The organism is Actinacidiphila sp. bgisy167, from assembly GCF_057707665.1.
In genome coordinates this window covers 22,489-42,208 of sequence record NZ_JBYIQP010000017.1, presented here as the reverse complement: position 1 = coordinate 42,208, position 19,720 = coordinate 22,489, and the positions used below count along the sequence as shown (strand labels likewise).

Sequence of the window (19,720 nt, the reverse complement as noted above, 5' to 3'; positions counted from 1 at the left end):
CGCCACCTGCACCGGGTCGGTCCCGCCGCTTGAGCGACCGCGGGCTCGCCGTGGCCTTCATCTCCCCCGCGCTGCTGCTGTTGCTCGCGATGTCGGTGTTCCCGCTGCTGTGGGCATTGTACCTGTCGTTCACCGACTACTCGGCCACCCGCGGGGGGCCGGCCCATTTCATCTGGTTCGAGAACTACATCGCCGTCCTGACGTCGGCGCAGGTCCACCTGAGGGCCTTGACGACGTTGATCTACGTGGTGGGCGCGGTCACCCTGCAGACCGTGCTCGGATTCGCCATCGCCTACCTGATCTCACGGCGCACGCACGGGCGAGGAGTGCTGACCACTGCGTTCCTGGTTCCGATGATGCTGTCGCCGGTCGTGGTCGGGTTGTTCTGGCGATTCATGCTCGACGCGCAATTCGGCGTGATCAACAGCATGCTCGGCTCGCTCGGCCTGGGGCAGGTGGAGTGGCTCACCCAGCAGCGAACGGCACTGCTGTCCCTGATCATGGTCGACACCTGGCAATGGACGCCGTTCATCATGCTCATCGCCCTCGCGGGCCTCACCGCGGTTCCCACGTACTTGTACGAGGCCGCCTCGATCGATCGGGCGTCCGAGTGGTTCCGGTTCCGCACCATCACTCTTCCGCTGGTGTGGCCGCTGCTCCTCATCGCGGTGTTGTTCAGGGCCATCGAGGCCTTCCGGCTGTTCGACCTCGTCTACATCCTCACCAGCGGAGGTCCGGGGGTCTCCACCGAGACGTTGTCGTTCCACGTCTACAAGGTCGCGTTCCTGGGCTTCAACACCGGAACCGCCTCGGCGTACGGGATCCTCATGGTCCTCGTCGTCATCGTCCTTACGCAGCTCTACCTGCGCTACTTGAACAAGCTCAAGGAGGACTGATGGCCGTCTCCGTCGACAAGGCCGTGTCCACGGGTCCAGACCGGGATCGCACTCCCCCCGCGCGCCGCTTCGGCGGCCGGGGCCGCTCCGCGCTGGAGGTCGCGCTGCTGACCGTGCTGGCCGTCGTGATGCTCTTTCCGGTGCTGTGGATGCTCGAGACGTCCATCAAGGAGAACCGGGACGTCTACGCGGTCCCGGCCAAGTTCTTCGACTTCAAGGTCACCCTGGACCATTTCAAGGACGTGTTCGTCGCCTCCGGCGGCGGTCGCTCGGCCCTGTCCGTCTCGTTCCTCAACTCCGTCGTGGTCGCCGGGGTCTCCACGGCGCTGGCCACCGTGCTGGGGGTCCCGGCGGCCTGGGCCTACTCACGCTTCGCCGTGAAGGCCAAGAAGGACCAGCTGTTCTTCATCCTGTCCACCCGCTTCATGCCGCCCGTGGTGGTCGTGGTCCCGATCTTCCTCATGTACCGCCAAGTCGGACTCATCGACAGCAAGCTCGGCCTGATCCTCATCTACGCCGCGTTCAACGTCCCGTTCACGATCTGGATGATGAAGGGGTTCGTCGACGAGGTGCCCGCGGAGTACGAGGATGCCGCCATGCTCGACGGCTACACCCGCTTGCAGGCGTTCTGGCGATTCACCCTTCCCCTGCTCCTGCCCGGCATCGCCGCGACGGCGGTCTTCGCACTCATCTTCTCGTGGAACGAGTTCGTGTTCGCCATCTTCCTCACCTCCAGCGACAGCGTGCGGACGGCCCCACCCGCCATCGCCGGCCTCATCGGTGGAACCACTGTGGACTGGGGTCTCGTCGCCGCCGCCTCCGTGGTGTTCGCCCTACCGGTGCTCGTCTTCGCCTACCTGGTGCGCAAGCACCTCATCGCCGGTGTGACGCTCGGGGCGGTGCGACGCTGATGGCGGGCATCGAGGTGACCACCCTGCACAAGCGCTACCCGGACGGGACGGTCGCAGTCGATCACGTGGACCTGTCCATCGGCGACGGCGAGCTGTTCGTGATGCTCGGCCCATCGGGCTGCGGCAAGACGACCACGCTGCGAGCCATAGCCGGGCTGGAGAGGCAGACGACGGGCGACATCCGCATCGGCGACACGCTCGTCAACGACCTGCCGCCCGCCGAGCGCGACATCGCCATGGTGTTCCAGTTCTACGCTCTCTACCCGCATCTGAGGACCCGCGACAACCTGGCGTTCCCACTGCGGGCCGAGGGACTGCCCAAAGCGGAGGTGCGCGAGCGGGTCGACGAGGCCGCCCGGCTGATGCGGCTCGGTCCGCTCCTGGACCGGCGACCGCACCGGCTGTCCGGCGGGGAGCAGCAGCGCGTCGCGCTTGCGCGCGCCCTGGTGCGGCGACCGCGCGCATTCCTCATGGACGAACCCCTCACCAATCTGGACGCGGAGCTGAGGGCGGACATGCGCACGGAGATCAAGCACCTGCAGGGGGAACTGGGGACGACGATGGTCTACGTCACCCACGACCAAGTCGAGGCGATGTCGCTCGGCCACAGAATCGCCATCCTCAACAAGGGCCGCGTCGAGCAGATCGGCACGCCGCTGGAGGTCTACGACCGTCCGGCGAGTCTTTTCTGTGCCGCGTTCATCGGCTCCCCGCCGATGAACCTGGTGGAGGTGGAGGTGGCCGACGGGAAGCTGCGCAGTCAGGGCGGACTGGTCCTCCCGCCACCGCCACGCCTGCCGCGCGACCGTCGCCTGGTCGCAGGCGTCCGGCCGGAGGCGCTGGAAGTCACAGCACCAGGGGCGGAGCGTTCGGCCCCGGCCCGCGTGGTCTCGGCGGAGTGGCTGGGAGACGAGATCATCTACGTGGTCGACCTCGGCGGCCGGCGCGACGTACGGGTTCGGATGCCACCGACTGTCCGTTTCGCCGCTGACGCGCCGGTCGGGCTGCGGCACACCGGCGGGCCCCCGCCGGTGTACGACGTGAGCACGGAAGAGCTGGTGGCCTGATGGGAACTGTGGCAGTGCAGGGGCTGTGCAAGTCCTTCGGCAGAGTCCAGGCCCTGGACGGGGTGACGCTGGACGTGCCGGACGGCTCGTTCTTCGTCGTGCTCGGGCCCTCCGGGGCAGGCAAGACGACCACCCTGCGAGCGATCGCCGGCCTCGAGCAGCTTGACGCCGGGTCGGTGCATCTGGACGGGAGGGACGCGACCGGTGACTCCCCGGCGGCACGCGACCTGGCCATGGTCTTCCAGAGCTACGCCCTCTACCCGCGCCTCACGGCGTACGAGAACATCGCTTCGCCGCTGCGGGCACGTCGTTGTTCTTCGAGCGAGATCGCCGCCGCCGTCGAGCAGATGTCGAGCCTGCTGCACATCGAACGTCTGCTGCAGCGTCGTCCCGCGCAGATGTCGGGCGGTGAGATGCAGCGCGTCGCCCTGGCCCGGGCGCTGGTCCGTCGCCCGCGCGCGTTTCTCATGGACGAGCCGCTGACGAACCTCGACCTCAAGCTCCGCGTCGAGATGCGCACCGAGCTCACCCGCATCCACCGGAGTCTCGGGGGAACCTTCGTCTACGTGACCAACGACCAGGTCGAGGCCCTGTCCATGGCCGACCAGGTCGCGGTCCTCAAGGAGGGGAAGGTGCAACAGGTCGGAACGCCGACCGAGGTGTACGAGCGACCGGCCAACCAGTGGGTCGCGGGCTTCGTCGGGAGCCCGCCGATCAGCCTCCTCCCCTGCCACGCCGAGGGGGATCGTCTGGTCGGGGCGGAAGGCTGGACGCTGCCGCGGCCCCGCTGGACCACGGCTGAGGACGGTCGTCCGCTGCTGCTGGGCCTGCGGGCAGAGGACCTGTCCATCGAGCAGCGTGGGGACGCGTCGTTGTCGGGTGAGCTCTACGGCCTTGAGCCGCTCGGTGACCGAACGGTCGTCGACGTCCGAGTGGGGACGGAGATCCTCAAGGTCAAGGCACGACCCACCGTCACGGGTACGCCGGGCGAGCGGCTGCTGGTCACGGTCGACCTGGACCGTGCGCACCTGTTCGATGCGGGCACCGGGCTGGCGCTGTCCCAGGCCGGGGGGTGACCGCGCAGGGCGGCGACGTCATCATGCGCCCGCACGTGGCAATCGAGTTTCGGCGGACCGTCACCGGTGAGCACGGCCTGACGACGCTGAAGCATGGCCCGAGAAGGCGGTCGGTGGCGGGGGGCGCCGCCCTGCAGCCGGGGCCGAGGCACGTTCGACCCGCTCGGCGACCTCGGCCCCGACGAGGTCGTGCGACCCGTTCGTCCACGCGCGTGGCGCGATCGCCGAGGTCACGCAGGACACCACCGAGAACATCACAGGAGGCGACGCTATGAGTGATCCGATGAACGTCCTGGCCCCCGAGCACCGGCGGCTCCGGATGGGCGACGCCTGGCGCGACGCCGCCGGCGGAGCCACCTTTGTCGTCGAGGATCCGGCCACCGGCAAGACCATCGCCGAGGTGTCGGACGCCGACGTCGTCGACGGGCTCGCCGCTCTGGACGCGGCGAGCAAGGCAATGGCGGGTTGGGCGGCGACACCGCCGCGAAAACGGTCGGAGTTGTTGACCGCGACGTACCGGGCACTGACCGAGCGATCCGAGGAGATCGCCCGGCTGATAACGCTCGAGATGGGCAAGCCGCTCGCCGAGGCTCGGGGAGAGGTGGCCTACGGCGCCGAGTTCTTCCGTTGGTTCGCCGAGGAGGCGGTGCGCGTCGAGGGGCGCTACAACACCGCTCCCACTGGTGGATACCGCATCCTCACCGTGCCGAAGCCGGTCGGACCGTGCGTCTTCGTGACGCCCTGGAACTTTCCGTTGGCCATGGGTGCACGCAAGATCGCTCCTGCGCTGGCGGCGGGTTGCACGACGATCACCAAGCCGGCAGCCCAGACGCCACTCACCATGCTGTTCCTGGCCCGCATCATGGAGGAGGTCGGCGTTCCCCCGGGCGTCGTCAACGTCGTGACGACCAAGCGTGCCGGCGAGGTGGTCTCAGCACTGCTGGCCGACCGTCGGACCCGCAAGCTCTCGTTCACCGGGTCGACCGAGGTCGGGCGCGTGCTGCTGCGACAGGCGGCGGACAACGTGCTGCGCACCTCCATGGAACTGGGCGGCAACGCGGCCTTGATCGTGTGTGCCGACGCGGACATGGACGTCGCGCTCGACGGTGCCATGGTGGCCAAGATGCGCAACATCGGGGAGTCCTGCATCGCGGCCAACCGGATCTACGTCGAGGAGCCGGTGCGCGAGGAGTTCACGGCGCGCCTCGCCGAGCGGATGGGCGCGCTCTCGGTGGGCCATGGTCTCGACGACGGCGTGGACGTCGGGCCGTTGATCGACGAGGCCTCGGTCACCAAGATCGACGAGCTCGTCGCCGACGCGGTCGATCGCGGCGCCCGTGTCGTGGTGGGCGGCGAGCGTCCGGATGGGCCGGGCCACTTCTACCCGCCTACGGTCCTGGTCGACGTGCCCGAAGACGCGCGGATCCTGCAGACGGAGATCTTCGGACCGGTGGCGCCGATCATCTCGTTCACGTCCGACGACGAGGTGATGGCGAAGGCCAACAACACCGAGCACGGCCTGGCCGGATACGTCTTCACCCGTGACCTCCAGCGGGCGCTCCGGTTCACCGAGGGGTTGGAGACGGGGATGGTCGGCATCAACCGTGGTCTGATCTCGGACCCGTCAGCTCCGTTCGGAGGCGTGAAGCAGTCCGGGATCGGCAAAGAGGGGTCGCACGAGGGCATCCTTGAGTACCTCGACGTCACCTACGCGGCGATCGACCTGCCGTGACCGGTTTGCTGCTCCGGGTGCCCGCCGGGGATCACCGCGCCCTGTGCGCACACGACCTGACCGGCCTCCACCCGTGGGGCGGGACCCGGGCCATGGTCGGCACGAATCCGCCGGCACCGGGGGACGTCGTCGACTCCGCCGGTGTGCGCGCCACAGACGCGGCCGCGGCGGTGGAGGGGGCGATCAGCCCTTTCGGCGGTCCCAGAGGCCACGCCCTCGCGCTCATGATCGAGGTGCTGGTCGCGACCTTGACTCGTACCGCCCTTGGCAACGATGTCCGCGGGACCCTCGACCCGACTGACCCGCCCAGCAGGGGCGACGTCTTCATCGCGATGGACCCGAGGGCGCCCGGTCACCTTATCCGGGAGCCCGGCGCGTGCCTGCGCCCCCCGGCAGCCGACGCCGTCCCGGTCTCGCGGGTGACCTGGACGCCCGCCCCGCACATCACCGCCGACGTTCCAGAGAGGCACTGACATGCTTGAGACCGTCCGCGGACCACGCCAGCTGATCGTGGGCGAAGGGGTCGCGCAGAACATCCCACGAGTGGTGGCCGAGTGTGGCTCGCGAGTCCTCGTCGTGACCGACCGGGTTCTTCTGGGGCAGCCGGGCGTGGCCGAGATCGTGGCCGCCGTGCGGGAGAAGGTCGACGTCGTCGGGGTGTTCGCCGACGCGACTCCGGACGTGCCACTCACCGATGTCGCCCTGGCCGTCTCGGTCGCCGCAGAGGTGGACGCCGACGTGATCCTCGCCATCGGGGGTGGCACGGTGATCGACCTCGCCAAAATCGTCGGCGTCATCCGGCGCCATGGTGGGACGCCGCGCGACTTCTACGGCGAGTCGAGGGTGCCGGGGCCGACGATTCCTCTCGTCGCGGTCCCGACGACGTCAGGCACCGGCTCCGAGCTCACGCCCGTCTCGGTGTTGACCGACCCGGACCGCGAGCTGAAGGTGGGGGTCTCCAGCGTCCACATCGTGCCCGACTTCGCCATCGTCGACCCCGAGCTCACCTATACCTGCCCTGCGACCGTCACTGCCCACTCCGGCATCGACGCGTTGTGTCACGCGGTGGAGAGCTACACCGCGCGACCCCGGGCCCACGGACCGCTCGACCCGGTGGAGCAGGTCTTCCTCGGCCGCAACCCGATCACCGATCACTACGCGCTCCTGGCCGCGAAGCGGATCGCCCGCAGCTTGCCCCGTGTCGTCAGGGACGGAGGCGACAAGGACGCGCGCGCGGACATGTCCTATGGGTCCATGCTGGCCGGGCTCGCGTTCTCCCACGCAGGCAACGCGGCTCCGCACGCCCTCCAGTACCCCATCGGCGCAGCCACCCACACACCGCACGGCCTGGGGGTCGGGCTGCTGCTGCCCTACGCGCTGGACGCGGCCAGGGATGCCATCGGCGACCGGTTGGCCATCCTCGCCGGGGTGTGCGGGCTCGACGTGACCGACGCCTCGGATGCCGAGGCCGCAGATACGTTCCTCACCTGGCTCGACGGGCTCCTTGCCGGCATCGGCATCCCGGCCACCTTGGCGGACATCGGCGTGGCGCGCGCCGACCTCCCGCGCTTCGCGGAGATGGCCAGTGGCGTCACCCGCTTGATCCAGAACCATCCAGGCCCGACCGACCCCGCCAGTCTGACCGCGATCCTCGAAGCGGCCTGGATCGGGGACCGGACCCGACACGTCCTGACTGCGGAGCAGAAATAGTGGCGGGCCTTTCACATGACGACGAGTTCCCTGCACCACCCTGGGTATCGGAATTGTCGGCCATGACTTAGTACTCCAGCGGTATTCGCGGCTTGACCTGGGGAAACGTCGAGTGGTGGGAGTGTAGCGGGCAGGATGCCGTCACGGACGGCTTCTGCCCGCTCGCCCCTCGCAGGAGTGCCCACGACGGCGAAGTCGTCCCGGCCGGGGAAGCCTCGCGTCGTGATCACCGACCAGGCGGCCGAGACCTGGGACCGCGACCTGGACCACCTCTTCACCACCATCCCATCGGGCACCACTTCAGCCGCGTCGAATCACGCCGCCGCATGCGGGACCACGTACGCGGACTGTTCGCCCCGGTGGCCCGCAAGAACAGCCGGCACCTTGCCGCACACGTCGGCCACGCCACCCCGACGGACTGCAGCAACTGCTCTCCCGAGCCCACGGGAACCCCGGCAACAGCCGCGACGACCGGCAGCCTCACATCGCCTCACACCGTCATCTGCGGCGGTACTCGTCATGGTCAAAGAAGCGGTCGGCCGGCATGTCCGATCGATGCTGGAGCCGGCCGTTCTTGCCCCGCACCCACAGGCTGTACTCCAAGGCCGCCTCCAAGGCGCCGCATCGAGCCCAGCGCTGAACGGCGATCCCGTGCGGCCGGCTCAGGCTGCGCCGTGGCGGCGCCCACCGCCGACGCATCAACACGCCGTCGTGGTGGTCGTACTCGGCCACCGGGCGCAACTGGACGGCAGCGCGGTCGTACTCGCGCTGCCCCTTCGCGCCCGCGCCGCAGGAACGGCGTTCCCGCCTGGCCGGGGCCCCGCGAGGGCGGGTCCGGGACGCCGGCGGCGGAAGAGGGAATCCCACCACGGCAGTACCGGTTGGAAGCTCTGGCAGACGAGTCACGGCCTCAGGAGGCAGAGCGTGTACGGCACCCCAGAGACGATCCGCAAGATCCTCACTCAAAGCGGCGACACCTGGGCTGTCGTCGGCTTGTCCTCGAACCAGCGACGAGCCGCCCATGGAGTCGCGGCCGTCCTGCAGCGCTACGGCAAGAGGATCGTTCCAGTTCATCCCAAGGCCGAGACGGTGCACGGGGAAAGGGGCTACCCGTCCCTGGCATCCATTCCGTTCAAGGTTGACGTCGTCGACGTATTCGTCAACAACGATCTCGCCGGGCACATCGCCGACGAGGCGGTCGCCGTCGGCGCCAACGCGGTCTGGTTCCAGCTCGGCGTCATCGACGAAGCCGCCTACGAGCGCACTCGCGCCGCCGGCGTCGACATGGTCATGGACCGCTGCCCGGCGATCGAGATCCCGCGCCTGGGCTAGCTTCCGGGCTCCTCCAGCTCCTCCAGTTCCGCCAGCCGCCGCAGCGTGGGGCCGAGGGCGCGGCGGCACACGCCGAGCTCCTTCCAGGGGTCGCCGTCCTCGTCGAGGCGGTCGGGGATGGTGCGCAGGGTCCAGCGGCGGGGCGGAGGGCGGGGTCGTCGGGTTCGGCCCAGTGCAGGGGCGTGGCGACCGGGGCGTGGGGGCGCGCGCACGGCGCAGGGGGCGACGGAGGTCTGGGCGTACGCATTGCGCTGGACGTCCGGGTAGAGCCGGCCGCGGCGGGCTGCCTTGCGGACCGCGGTGGTGAGCCGGTCCGGGTGGCGGCGGCCGGCACGGCGGACACCCGCCGGGCGAAGTCCCGTGCGACATCGAAGTCCGGGCCGCGGATCAGCGGCGCGACGACGTGCAGACCGCGCGAGCCGGTGGTCATCACGGCGGAGCCCGGCCCAAGCTCCCGCAGGAGGTCTCCGACGCGCACGGCGGTCCAGCACACGGCGGCGAAGTCGTCCTTTTCCAAGGCCAGGTCGAGGACGAGCCGGTCGGGGACGTCACGAGGTCAGGGGACGGGAAGCTCCGCGATGAGGGCGGTGCCGATCCGCCGGAAGCCGAGCCGGGCGTAGATCCGGGCGACGTCCTCGTCACCGGCCGCAAGGAACACCGTGGTCAGCCCGCGTTCACGGGCGTCCGCGACGAGCGCGCCGGTGACGGCGAGGGCCAGGCCGCGGCGGCGGGCGCCGGGCAGGGTGCCCACTCCGACGATCTCGCACACCCCGCCCACAGGGTTGTACTGGCCCGCGCACAGCGCCAGGCCGTCCTCGACGGCCGCGGCGTGGACGGTGAGCCCGGCCCGCACGCGGTCCTCGGCGGCGGCCACGAGGGCCGGTGCGGCGTGCAGCGGGAGCACGGCGTCGAGTTCGGCCCGCCCCGCGGCGCCGATCGCCGTGCCGGGCTGCGCGAATGCCAGGTGCGGGACGGTGAGCGCGCTCGGCAGCGCCGGATCGCCGGGCCCGAGCAGCCGCACGCTGACGCCCTCGGGGAGCTCCGCCTCCTGCGGGGCCGGGGCGAGCGGATCGAGCACCATCAGCGGATGCTCGTGTACGGCGAGGCCGGACTCCTGCGCCGCCGCCCGCAGTGCGGGGCTGGTCTCCGCGATCCACTCGAAGCACTCGGGCACGCCCAGTTCCCGCTGGCGGGCCCGCACCCGGTCCACGTCGGCCCGGCTGACGCTGCCGCCGTCCGCGTCCAGCCCCGGGCGCGCGTAGAAGGGCCAGCCGATGCCCTCGCGCACGAAGAGGGTGAGCGGGCCGTGCTCCTCGGCGCGGGCGCCCGCCCGCGGCACGGCGTCGTAGTAGCGCTCCAGACGGTCGAGGAGTTCCTTCACGCCGGCAGCCCCAGACCTTCGAGCACTTCGGCGCCGGGCAGCGACGCCAGCGCCTTGCCGGGCACGAGCAGTTTCCCGCGCCGCCGGCCACTGCCGACGATCACGTACGGGGCGTCCGCGACCGACGCGTCCACGAGCAGCGGCCAGTCGGCGGGCAGCCCGATCGGGGTGATGCCGCCGTACTCCATGCCGCTCTCGCCCACGGCGGTGTCCATCGGCGCGAAGGAGGCCTTGCGGACGCCGAGGTGGCGCCGCACGAGGCCGTTCACGTCGGTCCGCGTCGTGGCGAGCACGACACAGGCGGCGAGCGTCACCTGCTCGCCTCGCTTGCCCGCGACGACCACGCAGTTGGCGGACTGCTCCAGCGCGACCCCGTACGTCTCGGTGAAAACGGCGGTGTCGGCCTTCTCGGGGTCGGTGTCGACCAGCAGCAGATCCTCCACCGGCACCTGCCCGCTCCAGGCGGTCAGTGCGGCGGCGACCGGGGCCGGCAACAGGTCGAGCCGGTCCACTGCGGCGTGGACGTCGGTGAAGGTGCCGATGGGTGCGTGCATGTCCGGAACGCTAACAAACCCCGGGTGTCGGCGACGGACCGTCCCAGGTGGCGGGGCGGCCCGGGCGGCTCGTCCGCGCCGTGCAGGGCGCCGCCTGCGCTGGGCGGTGAGGCACCGTGGTCCGGCGGCGGCAGGGCGGCTCGGCCCGCCGTCGCGGCCACGTGCGTTGCCGTCCGCGGCGTGCGGAGGCGAGGCCCTCGAGTGGTCACCTGCCGTTCCGTCATGCGGGCGTGGCCGCCCGTCGCCGTGCCGGACGCGGCCGTTGCTGTCGTTGCTTCCGTTGCCCGCGCGGGCGCCGCCGATGTCCTCGTCCATGGCGGCACGATCGCCCCGGCCGCGGGCGGGTGGCAAGGTTCCATGCCGTTTCGGCAAGCGCCCACGCGGGGCCCGGAACGCTCAGGCCTCGGAGCCGAGTTTGTCCTCCAGCCCCGCGCGGAGTTCCGGGTCGAGTCCCGCGAGCGCGGCCAGTTGCTGATGCGTCGCGCCGGAGGGCACGGGCCGCGGCGCCGGCGTCCGCAGGGGCGGCTCCCAACCCCGCTCCGCCGTCCAGCGGCGGACGACCCGCGCGGGCGCGCCGGCCACCACCGAGTGGGCGGGGACCTCTCCCCGCACGATGGCCCCCGCCGCGACCACCGCGTTCCGCCCGATCCGCGCCCCCGGCAGGATCACCGCTCCCGCGCCGAGCCAGCTCCCGGAGCCGATCTCGACGGGCGCCGAACGCGGCCACTGGCGGCCGATGGGCTCGTGCGGGTCGTCGTAGGAGTGGTTGTCGCTGGTGACGTACACATACGGCCCGCAGTAGACGTCGTCGCCGAACACGACGGGCCGGGAGGCGATGACGTGGCTGCCGCGGCCGAGGACGACGCCGTTGCCGAGCCGGACGACGGGGTCGGGGCCGAGGTCGAGGCCGGGCATCATCCCGGCTGTCAGGGTGACCTGTTCGCCGATGATGCAGCACTCGCCGAGGTGGATCCATTCCTCGCCGAAGATCGTCCCCTGCGGGAACGCGAGCCGGGTCCCCGCGCCGATCCGGCCGAAGCGCAGCGGGCCGGGACGGTCGGCCGAGACGGCTCCCGCGTCCTGGACCCAGCGCCAGCCGCGGTGCACCAGGTGTGAGACGGCGCGGCGGCGGCAGGCCGCCACGGAGGAGAACACGTTCTCGTTCTTCGGCACCCGCTCACCGTACCGAGGGCGCCGGAGCGCGGCGCGAGGATCAGATGTGACGTGCGCCGCGTTCCGCCCAGGCGACGGCCACCTGCGCGGCGAGACGGACGTTGCCGCGCACGGCGGCGAGGTTCGCCTCCAGACTCGCCCCGCCGGTGTGCCGGACCAGGTGCCCGAGGAGGTACGGGGTGACCGCCTGGCCGGTGACGCCTTCGCGTGCGGCGGCGGCCAGTGCCTCCGTCAGCACCCGGTCGTGCAGGGCCGGGTCGAGCTGCTCGTGCTCCGGCACGGGGTTGGCGAGGATCACCGCGGAGGGCGGGCCGCCGAGGTCGTCCTGGGCGGCCATGACGCAGGCGGCCTCGTCGGGCGTCCGGACCGTCCAGTCGACCGGCTGCCCGGAGCGGCTGAGGTAGAAGCCCGGGAACCGCGTGGTGTCGTAGCCGATCACGGTGACGCCGAGGGTCTCCAGGCGCTGCAGGGTGGCGGGCACGTCGAGGATGGACTTCACGCCGGCGCACACCACGGTGATCCGGGTGCCGGCGAGCAGCCGCAGGTCGGCGGATTCGTCCTGCTCCTCCGTCCAGCCGCGGTGCACTCCGCCCAGGCCGCCGGTCGCGAACACCCGCAGTCCGGCGCGGGCCGCGAGGAAGGCCGTGGCGGAGACGGTGGTGGCGCCGCTCGCGCCGGTGGCGACCGCGACGGGCAGGTCGCGGTGGCCGAGCTTGCGCATCCCCTCGTCACCTGCGATCCGCTCCAGCCCCTTCGCGGTGAGCCCGATGCAGGGCGCTCCGTCCAGCACCGCGATCGTCGCGGGGACGGCGCCCGCCTCGCGCACGAGGGCCTCGAGCTCCAGCGCCACCTCGTGGTTGCGGGGGCGCGGCAGGCCATGGGAGATGATCGTCGACTCCAGTGCGACGACCGGGGCACCGGTTTCCAGCGCGAGGATCACTTCGTCGGAGAACGTCAGCACGCAGTACGCGCTACCCGCCCCGTGATCGGCGCAATCACGGCTACCGTGATCCCCATGCCGGAGAGAGCTCTGATCGCTGACGTCGCCGGACGCACCCCTCGGGTCGACCCCGCCGCCTTCACCGCGCCGACCTCGGTGGTGCTGGGCGACGTGACGATGGCGGCCGGCGCGAGCGTCTGGTACCACGCCGTGCTGCGCGGCGACTGCGAGGCGATCAGCGTCGGCGAGGGCAGCAACGTCCAGGACAACTGCACGGTGCACGCCGACCCGGGGTTCCCGGCCGTGATCGGCGCGGGCGTCACGGTGGGCCACAACGCGGTGCTGCACGGCTGCGTCGTGGAGGACGACGTGCTGGTCGGCATGGGCGCGACCGTCCTCAACGGCGCGCACATCGGCAGCGGCTCGCTCGTCGCGGCGGGCGCCCTCGTCCCGCAGGGGATGCGGGTGCCTCCGGGGTCGCTGGTGGCGGGTGCACCGGCGAGGGTACGCCGTGAGCTGACCGCCGAGGAGCGCGAGACGGTGCGGGCCAACGCCGCGCACTACGTCCGGCTCGCGGGCTCCCACCGAGCCGCCTTCGCCCGGGACTGAATCCGCGGGAACACCCGCGGGACGGGTGGGACCGACCGGCCCGGAACGCCGGACCGGCCCCCGCGGCCGCGGAGCGGGCCTCGCGGCCGGACCGGGCTCAGTCGGCGGCCGCCGCCACGGCCTCCGCCTCCGGGGCGGCCTCGTGGGCCTTGGCCGCTGCCGCCGCCCGGCGGCGCACGACGACGAACGAGCCGACTCCGACCAGCACGGCGGCGACCAGACCGAGCCAGGAGAAGCGCTTGAGCCATGGCTCCGCGACGATGCCCACGTAGTAGATGACGGCCGTGGTGCCGCCCGCCCACACGACGCCGCCGAGCACATTGGCGGTGAGGAACTTCCAGTACGGCATCTTCAGCACCCCGGAGAGCGGGCCGGCGAAGATCCGCAGCAGCGCGACGAAGCGCCCGAAGAACACCGCCCACATGCCCCAGCGGGTGAACGACGCCTCGGCGGTCGCGATGTGCGCCGGCGAGAAGTGCTTGGGGAAGCGCCGCCCCAGCCGGTCCAGCAGCGGCCGCCCGCCGCGGCGGCCGATGGCGTAGCCGATGGAGTCGCCCACGATCGCCCCGGCCGAGGCGCAGACGCCGACCACCCAGGGTTCCACGTGCCCTTGGGAGGCCAGCAGGGCCGAACTGACGAGGATGATCTCGCCCGGCAGCGGGATGCCCAGGCTCTCCAAACCGATCACCAGGCCCACCAGCAGGTAGACGCTGATCGGCGGGATCGTGCCGAGCCACTCCTGGACGTGCAAGGCCGCTTCCTCCCCTAGGCGGTCGGATGGGTCGTCGCGCACGTGCGCGCACGTCGTTGCAGCGTAGCCGACCCGGCCCGCCCTTCGTTCCACCGCATGCGGCTCCGCCCCGGGCAACGCGACAGCGGCCGGGGCCGCCTGGCGGAGGTCACAGACGGCGGCTGCGGCCGCACTGCTCGCGCCGAGGCGCGCGGTCCTCGTCGCGCCTGCCGCCGAGTCGGCGCCGAGACGGGCGTTTTCGGGCAGGTTCGGGAGGATTCACTCGGGTTCAGGAGGATTCGACCGTCTCGGAGCCCAACCGCGCCCCCGTTCCCAGCGGTTCCCGCCCGGTCCGCGGCCGCTTCCCGGCGCCACGGGGGGATCTCGCTCAGGCGCGGGGGCGGAGGGTCCAGACGATGGACATCTCGCCCGTGACCGCGCCGTCCTCGCGCTGGATGGCGACGGTGACGGGGAACTCCGGGCGTTGGCCCGCCTCGAGTTCGGCGAGGACGTCGGCGGCGGTACGCCCGAGCCGGGCGGTGGCGGTGACCGGGCCCATGGCGAGCTTCCGGTAGCCGATCTCGGCACGGACGGCGAGGGGTACGGCATGGGAGAGCCGGTCGGCGAAGGCGGCGAGGACGACGGCGCCGCTCGCGGTCTCCGCCAGGGTGAACATCGCGCCGGCGTGGGGGCCGCCGATGTGGTTGTGGTACGCGGGCTGGTCCGGAAGACGGACCACGGCATGCTCCGCGGTGGTCTCCAGAAACTCGATGCCGAGGGTGGCGGCCATCGGCACGGTGGCCGCCATGAGCGCGCCTATCTGGGACTGGTTCGTGGCCATGGGCCGGAGGTTACCAGCTGGTAATCACCATGGCCATGGAATCGTGTCCGCTCAACCCCTAGGGTTTCGAGGCATGTGGCCAGGACAGCAGCAGCCGGGGGGACCGCAGCATCCGCAGCAGCCCCCGCAGAACCAGCCCCCGTGGGGGCGCCAGCAGCAGCCCTCCCCGTACCGGCCGCAGGCTTCGCCGTACCAGCCGCAGCAGCACCCCGCCTACCACCAGCAGCCGACGCAGGCGTGGGGACCGCCGCCGGGCCCGGGCGGACCGACACCGCCCCGCGGGCCGCGGGGTGCGGTGACAGCGGTCGCGGCGGTGGCCGCGGCCGCGGTCGTCGCCGCGGGGGTGATGGTCGCGGTCAAGCTCACCGACGACGGCAGGCTCCCGCGGACGGCGCCGACCGCCGGCGGCTCGCCGACCGCCTCCGCGAGCTCCCCGGACTCGCCCGCCCCCTCGCCCTCCCCCACGGCGAGCGAGGACGACCGCCCCGGCCCGGACGACGCCCGCGGCAACCCCGGCGAGGCCGCCGTCACCCCGGTGGTGCCCGGCTGGCAGACCGTCGTGCGCGGGGACATGGGCGTCGCCTACGACGTCCCGAAGGGCTGGACGGTCAAGCCGCGAGACCTGCTCATCGGCTACGAGTGGGACGACAACCGCCTCGTCACCGGCGGCGCGTCCGTCCTCGACGAGAAGTGGTGCGGCCGCGAGGAGCGCGCGCTGGCGGGCGTGAAGGGCGGCAAGGGCGCCGAGAGCCTGAAGTCCGAGGCCGCCAACGTGGCGTACAACTGGGCGTACGGCAAGTACAACAAGGCCGGCGGCAGCGAACTCACCGAGGCCGCCCCCCGCGCCTACACCAACGCGCAGGGCGTGCACGGCTGGGTGGGCTCCACGCGCGCGACCGGGATGAAGGGCGAGTGCGCGGCCGACGGCACCTCGTACAGCTTCACCTTCCTCGGCAAGGACAAGGAGGTCCGCTCCTGGCTCCTGGTCGTGGACAGCGGCTACGAGGGCGCGCTCGACGCCGGGACGGTGGCGAAGATCCGCGACAGCGTCCGGCTGGTCGGCTGAGGCCGGCGATCGGGGCGGGCCGGCAGCACTCCGTCCGGCCCGGCCCGGCAGGGCCGACGGGCTCGACTCGGCTCACCGCGGCTCACCGCGGCGCACCACGGCCGCCGGCGGCGACACCGGCCCGCCGCCGGCCCCGACACCAGCCGAAAACGGTTTGCCAAACAGCGGCGCGGTGACGATAGTCCCCGGGTGAAACCCGACATCTCCCTGCGGCCGCGCTTCCCCGACTGGGCCGGCCGCAACTTCCGGCTCCTCGCCGCCTCCGCCTTCGTGACCGGGCTCGGCGCCTCGGGCGCCATGGTCGCCTCGGCCTTCGCCGTGCTGCAGGCCGGCGGCGGCGGTACGGACATCGGGCTGGTGGCCGCCGCGCGCACGGTGCCGCTGGTCGTCTTCCTCCTCATAGGCGGCGCCGTCGCCGACCGGCTGCCGAGACACCGGGTGATGGTCGCGGCCAACTGCCTCAACGCCGTCTCACAGGGCCTGTTCGCCGTACTGGTGCTGACCGGCCGGGCCGAGATCTGGCACATGGCCGTGCTCTCCGCGCTGGGCGGCACCGGGCAGGCCTTCTTCGCCCCCGCCAACGAGGGCATGCTGCTGTCGACCGTCGAATCCGCCCACGCGAGCCGTGCCTTCGCCGTGTTCCGGCTGGGCGTCAACGGCGCGAACGTCGGCGGCGCCGCGCTCGCCGGAGCGCTGGTCGCCTTCGCGGGGCCGGGCTGGGTGCTGGCGGTGGACGCCACGTGCTTCGCGGTCGCGGCCGGGCTGCGCGCCCTGCTCCGAGTGTCCCCCGCGGCGCTGCGCGACCCCGCGGAGCGGCGCGGCAGCCTGCTGGGCGATCTGCGCGACGGCTGGCGGGAGGTCGCCTCACGGCGCTGGCTGTGGGGCATCGTCGTGCAGTTCTCCGTCGTCAACGCCGTGATCACAGCCGCCGAATCGGTGTACGGGCCGCTTGTCGCCCGGGAGCACCTCGGCGGCGCCGGGCCGTGGGGCGCCGCACTGGCCGCGTTCGGCGCCGGGAACCTGCTGGGCGGGCTGCTGATGCTGCGCTGGCGGCCGCGCCGCATGCTGCTCGCCGGTGTGCTCTGCGTCTTCCCGTTCTCGCTGCCCGCCGCCGCGCTCGCCCTGGCGCTCCCGGTGCCGCTGCTGGCAGGGGCGATGCTGGTCGCCGGCATGTCGATCGAGGTGTTCGGCGTGGCCTGGATGATGGCGCTGCACCAGGAGATCCCCGAGGACAAGCTCTCCCGCGTCGCGGCCTACGACTGGTTCGGCTCCGTCTCCATGATCCCGATCGGCGCGGCCCTGGCCGGACCTGCCGCGGACACCTTCGGCCTGTACGGGGCGCTGTGGGGCTGCGCGGGACTGACGGTGCTGCTCACCGGCGGGGTGCTCACCCTGCCCGAGGTACGCCGGCTGCGCCGGGTGGACGAGCCCGAGGGCGGCCGGACGGTCGCGCGGGGCGGTCAGCCGACGCCGAAGGAGCCCTCGGGCGGGATCGGCGAGGGCACCGCGTCGGTGTCGTAGACCGGCCGCGCGCCCCGTCCGAACACCTCCAGCGCGTCGCCGTCCACCACCCGTGCGGGGAAGGCGTCGGACGCGGTGCGCCGCGCGAGGCGGTCCACCGGCAGCGGGGCACGGCTCGCGGCGAGCACGGTGTTCCCGAAGCGGCGGCCCCGCAGGACCGCGGGTTCGGCGATCAGGCACACGTGGCCGAACAGCGCGCGCAGGCCCGCGATCTGCGGCCGCAGGAAGTCGAAGGGCGCCGAGTCCGCGAGGTTCGCCAGGTACAGCCCACCGGGGCGCAGGACCCGGGCCGCCTCGGAGACGAACTCGTACGAGGCCAGGTGCGCCGGCACCCGCGAACCGCCGAACACGTCGGCGACGACGACGTCCGCCGACGCGTCCGGGGCGCCCTCGAGCCAGGCGCGGGCGTCGTCCGTGGTGATCGCCACGGACTCGCCGCCTCGGCCGAGCGGCAGCCGTGCGGCGACGAGTGCGGCCAGCGCCCGGTCGGCCTCCACGACGCGCTGCCGCGAGCCGGGCCGGGTCGCGGCGGTGTAGCGGGGCAGGGTCAGGGCGCCGCCGCCCAGGTGGACGACGTCCAGCGGCGCGCCCCCGGGCGCGGCCTCGTCCAGCACGTAGGCGAGGCGGCGCGCGTACTCGAACTCCAGGTGGGTCGGGTCGTCGAGGTCCACATACGACTGCGGTGCCCCGTCGACCGTGAGCAGCCAGCCCGCGGGCCGGTCCACGTCCGGCATGAGCCGGGCCGCGCCGAAGTCCACGTCCTGCGCCACGGGTATGCGTCCGTCGTCCTCCACACGGCGATTCTCCCAGCACACGCGGAGGCCTGAGGGGCGAACCCCCGGACCCCCGCGCTCACCCCGCCCGTGCTCACCCGGCGGGCTCACTGGGCGGGGCCCATCGGCCGTCCTGACCCGGCGGGGCTCAGTCGGCGGGGCTCAGTCGGCGAGCGCCGTCACCGTGCCCGCGCCCACGTGCGGCCGCCCTCGCGGATCGCGAAACCGAGCCCGGGAGGCCCAGCAGCGCAGTGCGACGGCCGCGCGGTCGGCGTCGTCCGGGCGCGGCGTGCCCGCGAGCACGGTGCGGGACAGGGCACGGCGGGCGGGCGCGGCGATGCCGAGGAAGGGGAACGCGTCCCGCATGTACGCGGCCGCCGGGGCGGGCCCGCTCCGGGTCGGCGGCGAAGCCGTACGCCGTGGTCAGCCGAGGCAGCACGAGGTCGGCGAGAGCGCTGCCCGGCACGACCGGGGCAGCGGCGGCCATGGCCCCACGGTAGGCGGCGGCACCGGAGCGCCGTCCTCCTCCGCTAGGCTCGCGGAATGTCCGAGGTCATGTCCGAGGCAGCCATCCTCTCCCGCCCTCGTCCACGAGCGGCGTCGTGGGCCCGACTGGCTCTGCTGGTCGCCCTCCTGTTCGGAGCCGCCGCCGCGGTGCTGGTCTGGGAGCCGCAGCGGCTGCTCGCCCACGGCTGGCCCGCGCAGCTCACGGGTGCCGCGGCCGTGGTGCTCTTCGCCGCGGGCTACGGGCTCTGCGCCCTCGCCTTCGTACCGCGCCCGCTGCTCAACGTGGGGGCCGGAGCGCTCTTCGGCGCCCAGGCGGGTCTGCCCTCGGCTCTCGCCGGCACGGTGCTCGGCGCCGGACTCGCCTTCGTCCTCGGCCGGCTCCTCGGGCGGGACGCGCTGCGCCCGCTGCTCCGCGGACGGGTGCTGCTCGCCGCCGATCGCCAGCTCAGCGAGCACGGCTTCCGCACGATGCTGGCGATGCGTCTCTTCCCGGGTGTGCCCTTCGCTGCGGCCAATTACAGCGCGGCGCTCTCACGGATGCGGCTGGCGCCTTTCCTGCTGGCCACGGCGCTGGGCAGCGTGCCCAACACGGGGGCCTACGTCCTCGCCGGCAGCCGCGCCACGACGCCGACGTCCCCGGTCTTCCTCCTCGCGATGGGTTTCATCGCGGTCACCGGGCTCGCCGCCGTCGTCGCCACAGCGCGCTCCCGCCGCAGGCGCTGACCGCGCCACCGCCGCCCGCCCCTTCTTCCCGTCCGCCCTGTCCCGCCGCTCTCCGCGGCGGGACGGAAACGTGGCGCGACGTGTTCGTCGCGCGGAGAGCCGCCCGAGGGCAGCGGCGCATTCCCCGCACAGGCGCGGGAATCGGGCCCGGGTCAATGCACGGCGCGTTCCCGGCGAC

20 protein-coding genes and 2 pseudogenes are annotated in these 19,720 nt (G+C 72.6%); 12 read left to right on the top strand and 10 right to left on the bottom strand.

The genetic code is table 11. The annotated features are described in order from the left end of the window. Positions 1–29 precede the first annotated feature (29 nt). The 7 genes from AC3ET4_RS09480 to AC3ET4_RS09450 all read left to right on the top strand — a co-directional run bounded on the left by AC3ET4_RS09480 (position 30) and on the right by AC3ET4_RS09450 (position 7,392). The gene (locus AC3ET4_RS09480; protein ID WP_431947981.1) at positions 30–896 is read left to right on the top strand and encodes a carbohydrate ABC transporter permease; all 867 of its coding nucleotides are present in this window, start codon (positions 30–32) and stop codon (positions 894–896) included. Then, positions 896–1,807, top strand: a complete 912-nt coding sequence (locus AC3ET4_RS09475; RefSeq protein WP_431947979.1) for a carbohydrate ABC transporter permease — start codon at positions 896–898, stop codon at positions 1,805–1,807. Before AC3ET4_RS09480 ends, AC3ET4_RS09475 begins: the two co-directional genes overlap by 1 nt. After that, the gene (locus AC3ET4_RS09470; protein ID WP_431947977.1) at positions 1,807–2,874 is read left to right on the top strand and encodes an ABC transporter ATP-binding protein; all 1,068 of its coding nucleotides are present in this window, start codon (positions 1,807–1,809) and stop codon (positions 2,872–2,874) included. The genes AC3ET4_RS09475 and AC3ET4_RS09470 overlap by 1 nt, the downstream gene beginning before the upstream one ends. After that, the gene (locus AC3ET4_RS09465) at positions 2,874–3,950 is read left to right on the top strand and encodes an ABC transporter ATP-binding protein (protein WP_431947976.1); all 1,077 of its coding nucleotides are present in this window, start codon (positions 2,874–2,876) and stop codon (positions 3,948–3,950) included. Before AC3ET4_RS09470 ends, AC3ET4_RS09465 begins: the two co-directional genes overlap by 1 nt. A 271-nt stretch (positions 3,951–4,221) precedes the next feature. Then, positions 4,222–5,682: an NAD-dependent succinate-semialdehyde dehydrogenase gene (locus tag AC3ET4_RS09460; RefSeq protein ID WP_431947974.1), complete on the top strand. Its 1,461-nt coding sequence runs from the start codon at positions 4,222–4,224 to the stop codon at positions 5,680–5,682. After that, positions 5,679–6,155 (top strand): Ldh family oxidoreductase, encoded by a 477-nt coding sequence (locus tag AC3ET4_RS09455; RefSeq protein ID WP_431947972.1) that lies wholly within the window; start codon positions 5,679–5,681, stop codon positions 6,153–6,155. Before AC3ET4_RS09460 ends, AC3ET4_RS09455 begins: the two co-directional genes overlap by 4 nt. 1 nt (position 6,156) lies before the next feature. Further along, positions 6,157–7,392, top strand: a complete 1,236-nt coding sequence (locus AC3ET4_RS09450) for an iron-containing alcohol dehydrogenase (protein WP_431947970.1) — start codon at positions 6,157–6,159, stop codon at positions 7,390–7,392. A gap of 498 nt (positions 7,393–7,890) precedes the next feature. Here the strand turns inward: AC3ET4_RS09450 and AC3ET4_RS09445 are convergent, their stop codons facing one another. Next, complete coding sequence (locus AC3ET4_RS09445) at positions 7,891–8,124, bottom strand: hypothetical protein (RefSeq protein WP_431947969.1); 234 nt, start codon at positions 8,122–8,124, stop codon at positions 7,891–7,893. 192 nt (positions 8,125–8,316) lie between these two features. Here AC3ET4_RS09445 and AC3ET4_RS09440 point away from each other — a divergent pair, with 192 nt between their 5' ends. Beyond that, entirely contained in the window at positions 8,317–8,724 is a 408-nt protein-coding gene (locus AC3ET4_RS09440) for a CoA-binding protein (RefSeq protein WP_431947967.1), read from the top strand. On the opposite strand, the pseudogene ligD reads toward AC3ET4_RS09440, so the two are convergent. The 5 genes and pseudogenes from ligD to AC3ET4_RS09415 all read right to left on the bottom strand — a co-directional run bounded on the left by ligD (position 8,721) and on the right by AC3ET4_RS09415 (position 12,793). Continuing rightward, positions 8,721–9,217 (bottom strand): annotated as a pseudogene (ligD, locus tag AC3ET4_RS09435) (non-homologous end-joining DNA ligase LigD). The gene AC3ET4_RS09440 and the pseudogene ligD overlap by 4 nt on opposite strands. Positions 9,218–9,280: 63 nt before the next feature. After that, entirely contained in the window at positions 9,281–10,105 is an 825-nt protein-coding gene (locus tag AC3ET4_RS09430; protein ID WP_431947965.1) for a GNAT family N-acetyltransferase, read from the bottom strand. After that, on the bottom strand, positions 10,102–10,659 hold the full coding sequence (locus AC3ET4_RS09425) for a YbaK/EbsC family protein (protein ID WP_431947963.1): 558 nt from the start codon (positions 10,657–10,659) through the stop codon (positions 10,102–10,104). The genes AC3ET4_RS09430 and AC3ET4_RS09425 overlap by 4 nt, the downstream gene beginning before the upstream one ends. Before the next feature lie 396 nt (positions 10,660–11,055). Further along, positions 11,056–11,832, bottom strand: a complete 777-nt coding sequence (locus AC3ET4_RS09420; RefSeq protein ID WP_431947961.1) for an acyltransferase — start codon at positions 11,830–11,832, stop codon at positions 11,056–11,058. 40 nt (positions 11,833–11,872) lie between these two features. After that, a complete protein-coding gene (locus tag AC3ET4_RS09415) occupies positions 11,873–12,793 on the bottom strand; it encodes a pseudouridine-5'-phosphate glycosidase (RefSeq protein ID WP_431947959.1) in 921 nt (306 codons plus the stop codon). A 54-nt stretch (positions 12,794–12,847) separates the two neighbouring features. Here AC3ET4_RS09415 and AC3ET4_RS09410 point away from each other — a divergent pair, with 54 nt between their 5' ends. Beyond that, positions 12,848–13,381, top strand: coding sequence for a gamma carbonic anhydrase family protein (locus AC3ET4_RS09410; protein ID WP_431947957.1), 534 nt, complete (start codon positions 12,848–12,850; stop codon positions 13,379–13,381). A gap of 97 nt (positions 13,382–13,478) precedes the next feature. Here the strand turns inward: AC3ET4_RS09410 and AC3ET4_RS09405 are convergent, their stop codons facing one another. Further along, complete coding sequence (locus AC3ET4_RS09405; RefSeq protein ID WP_431947955.1) at positions 13,479–14,132, bottom strand: DedA family protein; 654 nt, start codon at positions 14,130–14,132, stop codon at positions 13,479–13,481. Positions 14,133–14,499: 367 nt separating this feature from the next. Continuing rightward, positions 14,500–14,952: a DUF4442 domain-containing protein gene (locus tag AC3ET4_RS09400; protein ID WP_431947953.1), complete on the bottom strand. Its 453-nt coding sequence runs from the start codon at positions 14,950–14,952 to the stop codon at positions 14,500–14,502. A gap of 73 nt (positions 14,953–15,025) precedes the next feature. Between AC3ET4_RS09400 and AC3ET4_RS09395 the strand changes: the two genes are divergently transcribed. Together AC3ET4_RS09395 and AC3ET4_RS09390 are read left to right on the top strand one after the other, a co-directional pair. Beyond that, positions 15,026–16,018, top strand: a complete 993-nt coding sequence (locus AC3ET4_RS09395) for a DUF8017 domain-containing protein (RefSeq protein WP_431947951.1) — start codon at positions 15,026–15,028, stop codon at positions 16,016–16,018. Between the two features lie 189 nt (positions 16,019–16,207). Next, the gene (locus AC3ET4_RS09390) at positions 16,208–17,539 is read left to right on the top strand and encodes an MFS transporter (protein ID WP_431947949.1); all 1,332 of its coding nucleotides are present in this window, start codon (positions 16,208–16,210) and stop codon (positions 17,537–17,539) included. Here AC3ET4_RS09390 and AC3ET4_RS09385 read toward each other — a convergent pair. Together AC3ET4_RS09385 and AC3ET4_RS09380 are read right to left on the bottom strand one after the other, a co-directional pair. After that, the gene (locus tag AC3ET4_RS09385; RefSeq protein ID WP_431948073.1) at positions 17,479–18,273 is read right to left on the bottom strand and encodes a spermidine synthase; all 795 of its coding nucleotides are present in this window, start codon (positions 18,271–18,273) and stop codon (positions 17,479–17,481) included. The two genes, AC3ET4_RS09390 and AC3ET4_RS09385, sit on opposite strands and share 61 nt — an antisense overlap. 279 nt (positions 18,274–18,552) lie before the next feature. Continuing rightward, positions 18,553–18,799: pseudogene (locus AC3ET4_RS09380) on the bottom strand (DNA alkylation repair protein); the annotation flags it as partial. Positions 18,800–18,855: 56 nt separating this feature from the next. On the opposite strand from AC3ET4_RS09380, the gene AC3ET4_RS09375 reads away from it, so the two are divergent. Next, positions 18,856–19,542, top strand: a complete 687-nt coding sequence (locus AC3ET4_RS09375) for a TVP38/TMEM64 family protein (protein WP_431947947.1) — start codon at positions 18,856–18,858, stop codon at positions 19,540–19,542. The last annotated feature ends 178 nt before the right edge of the window (positions 19,543–19,720 follow it).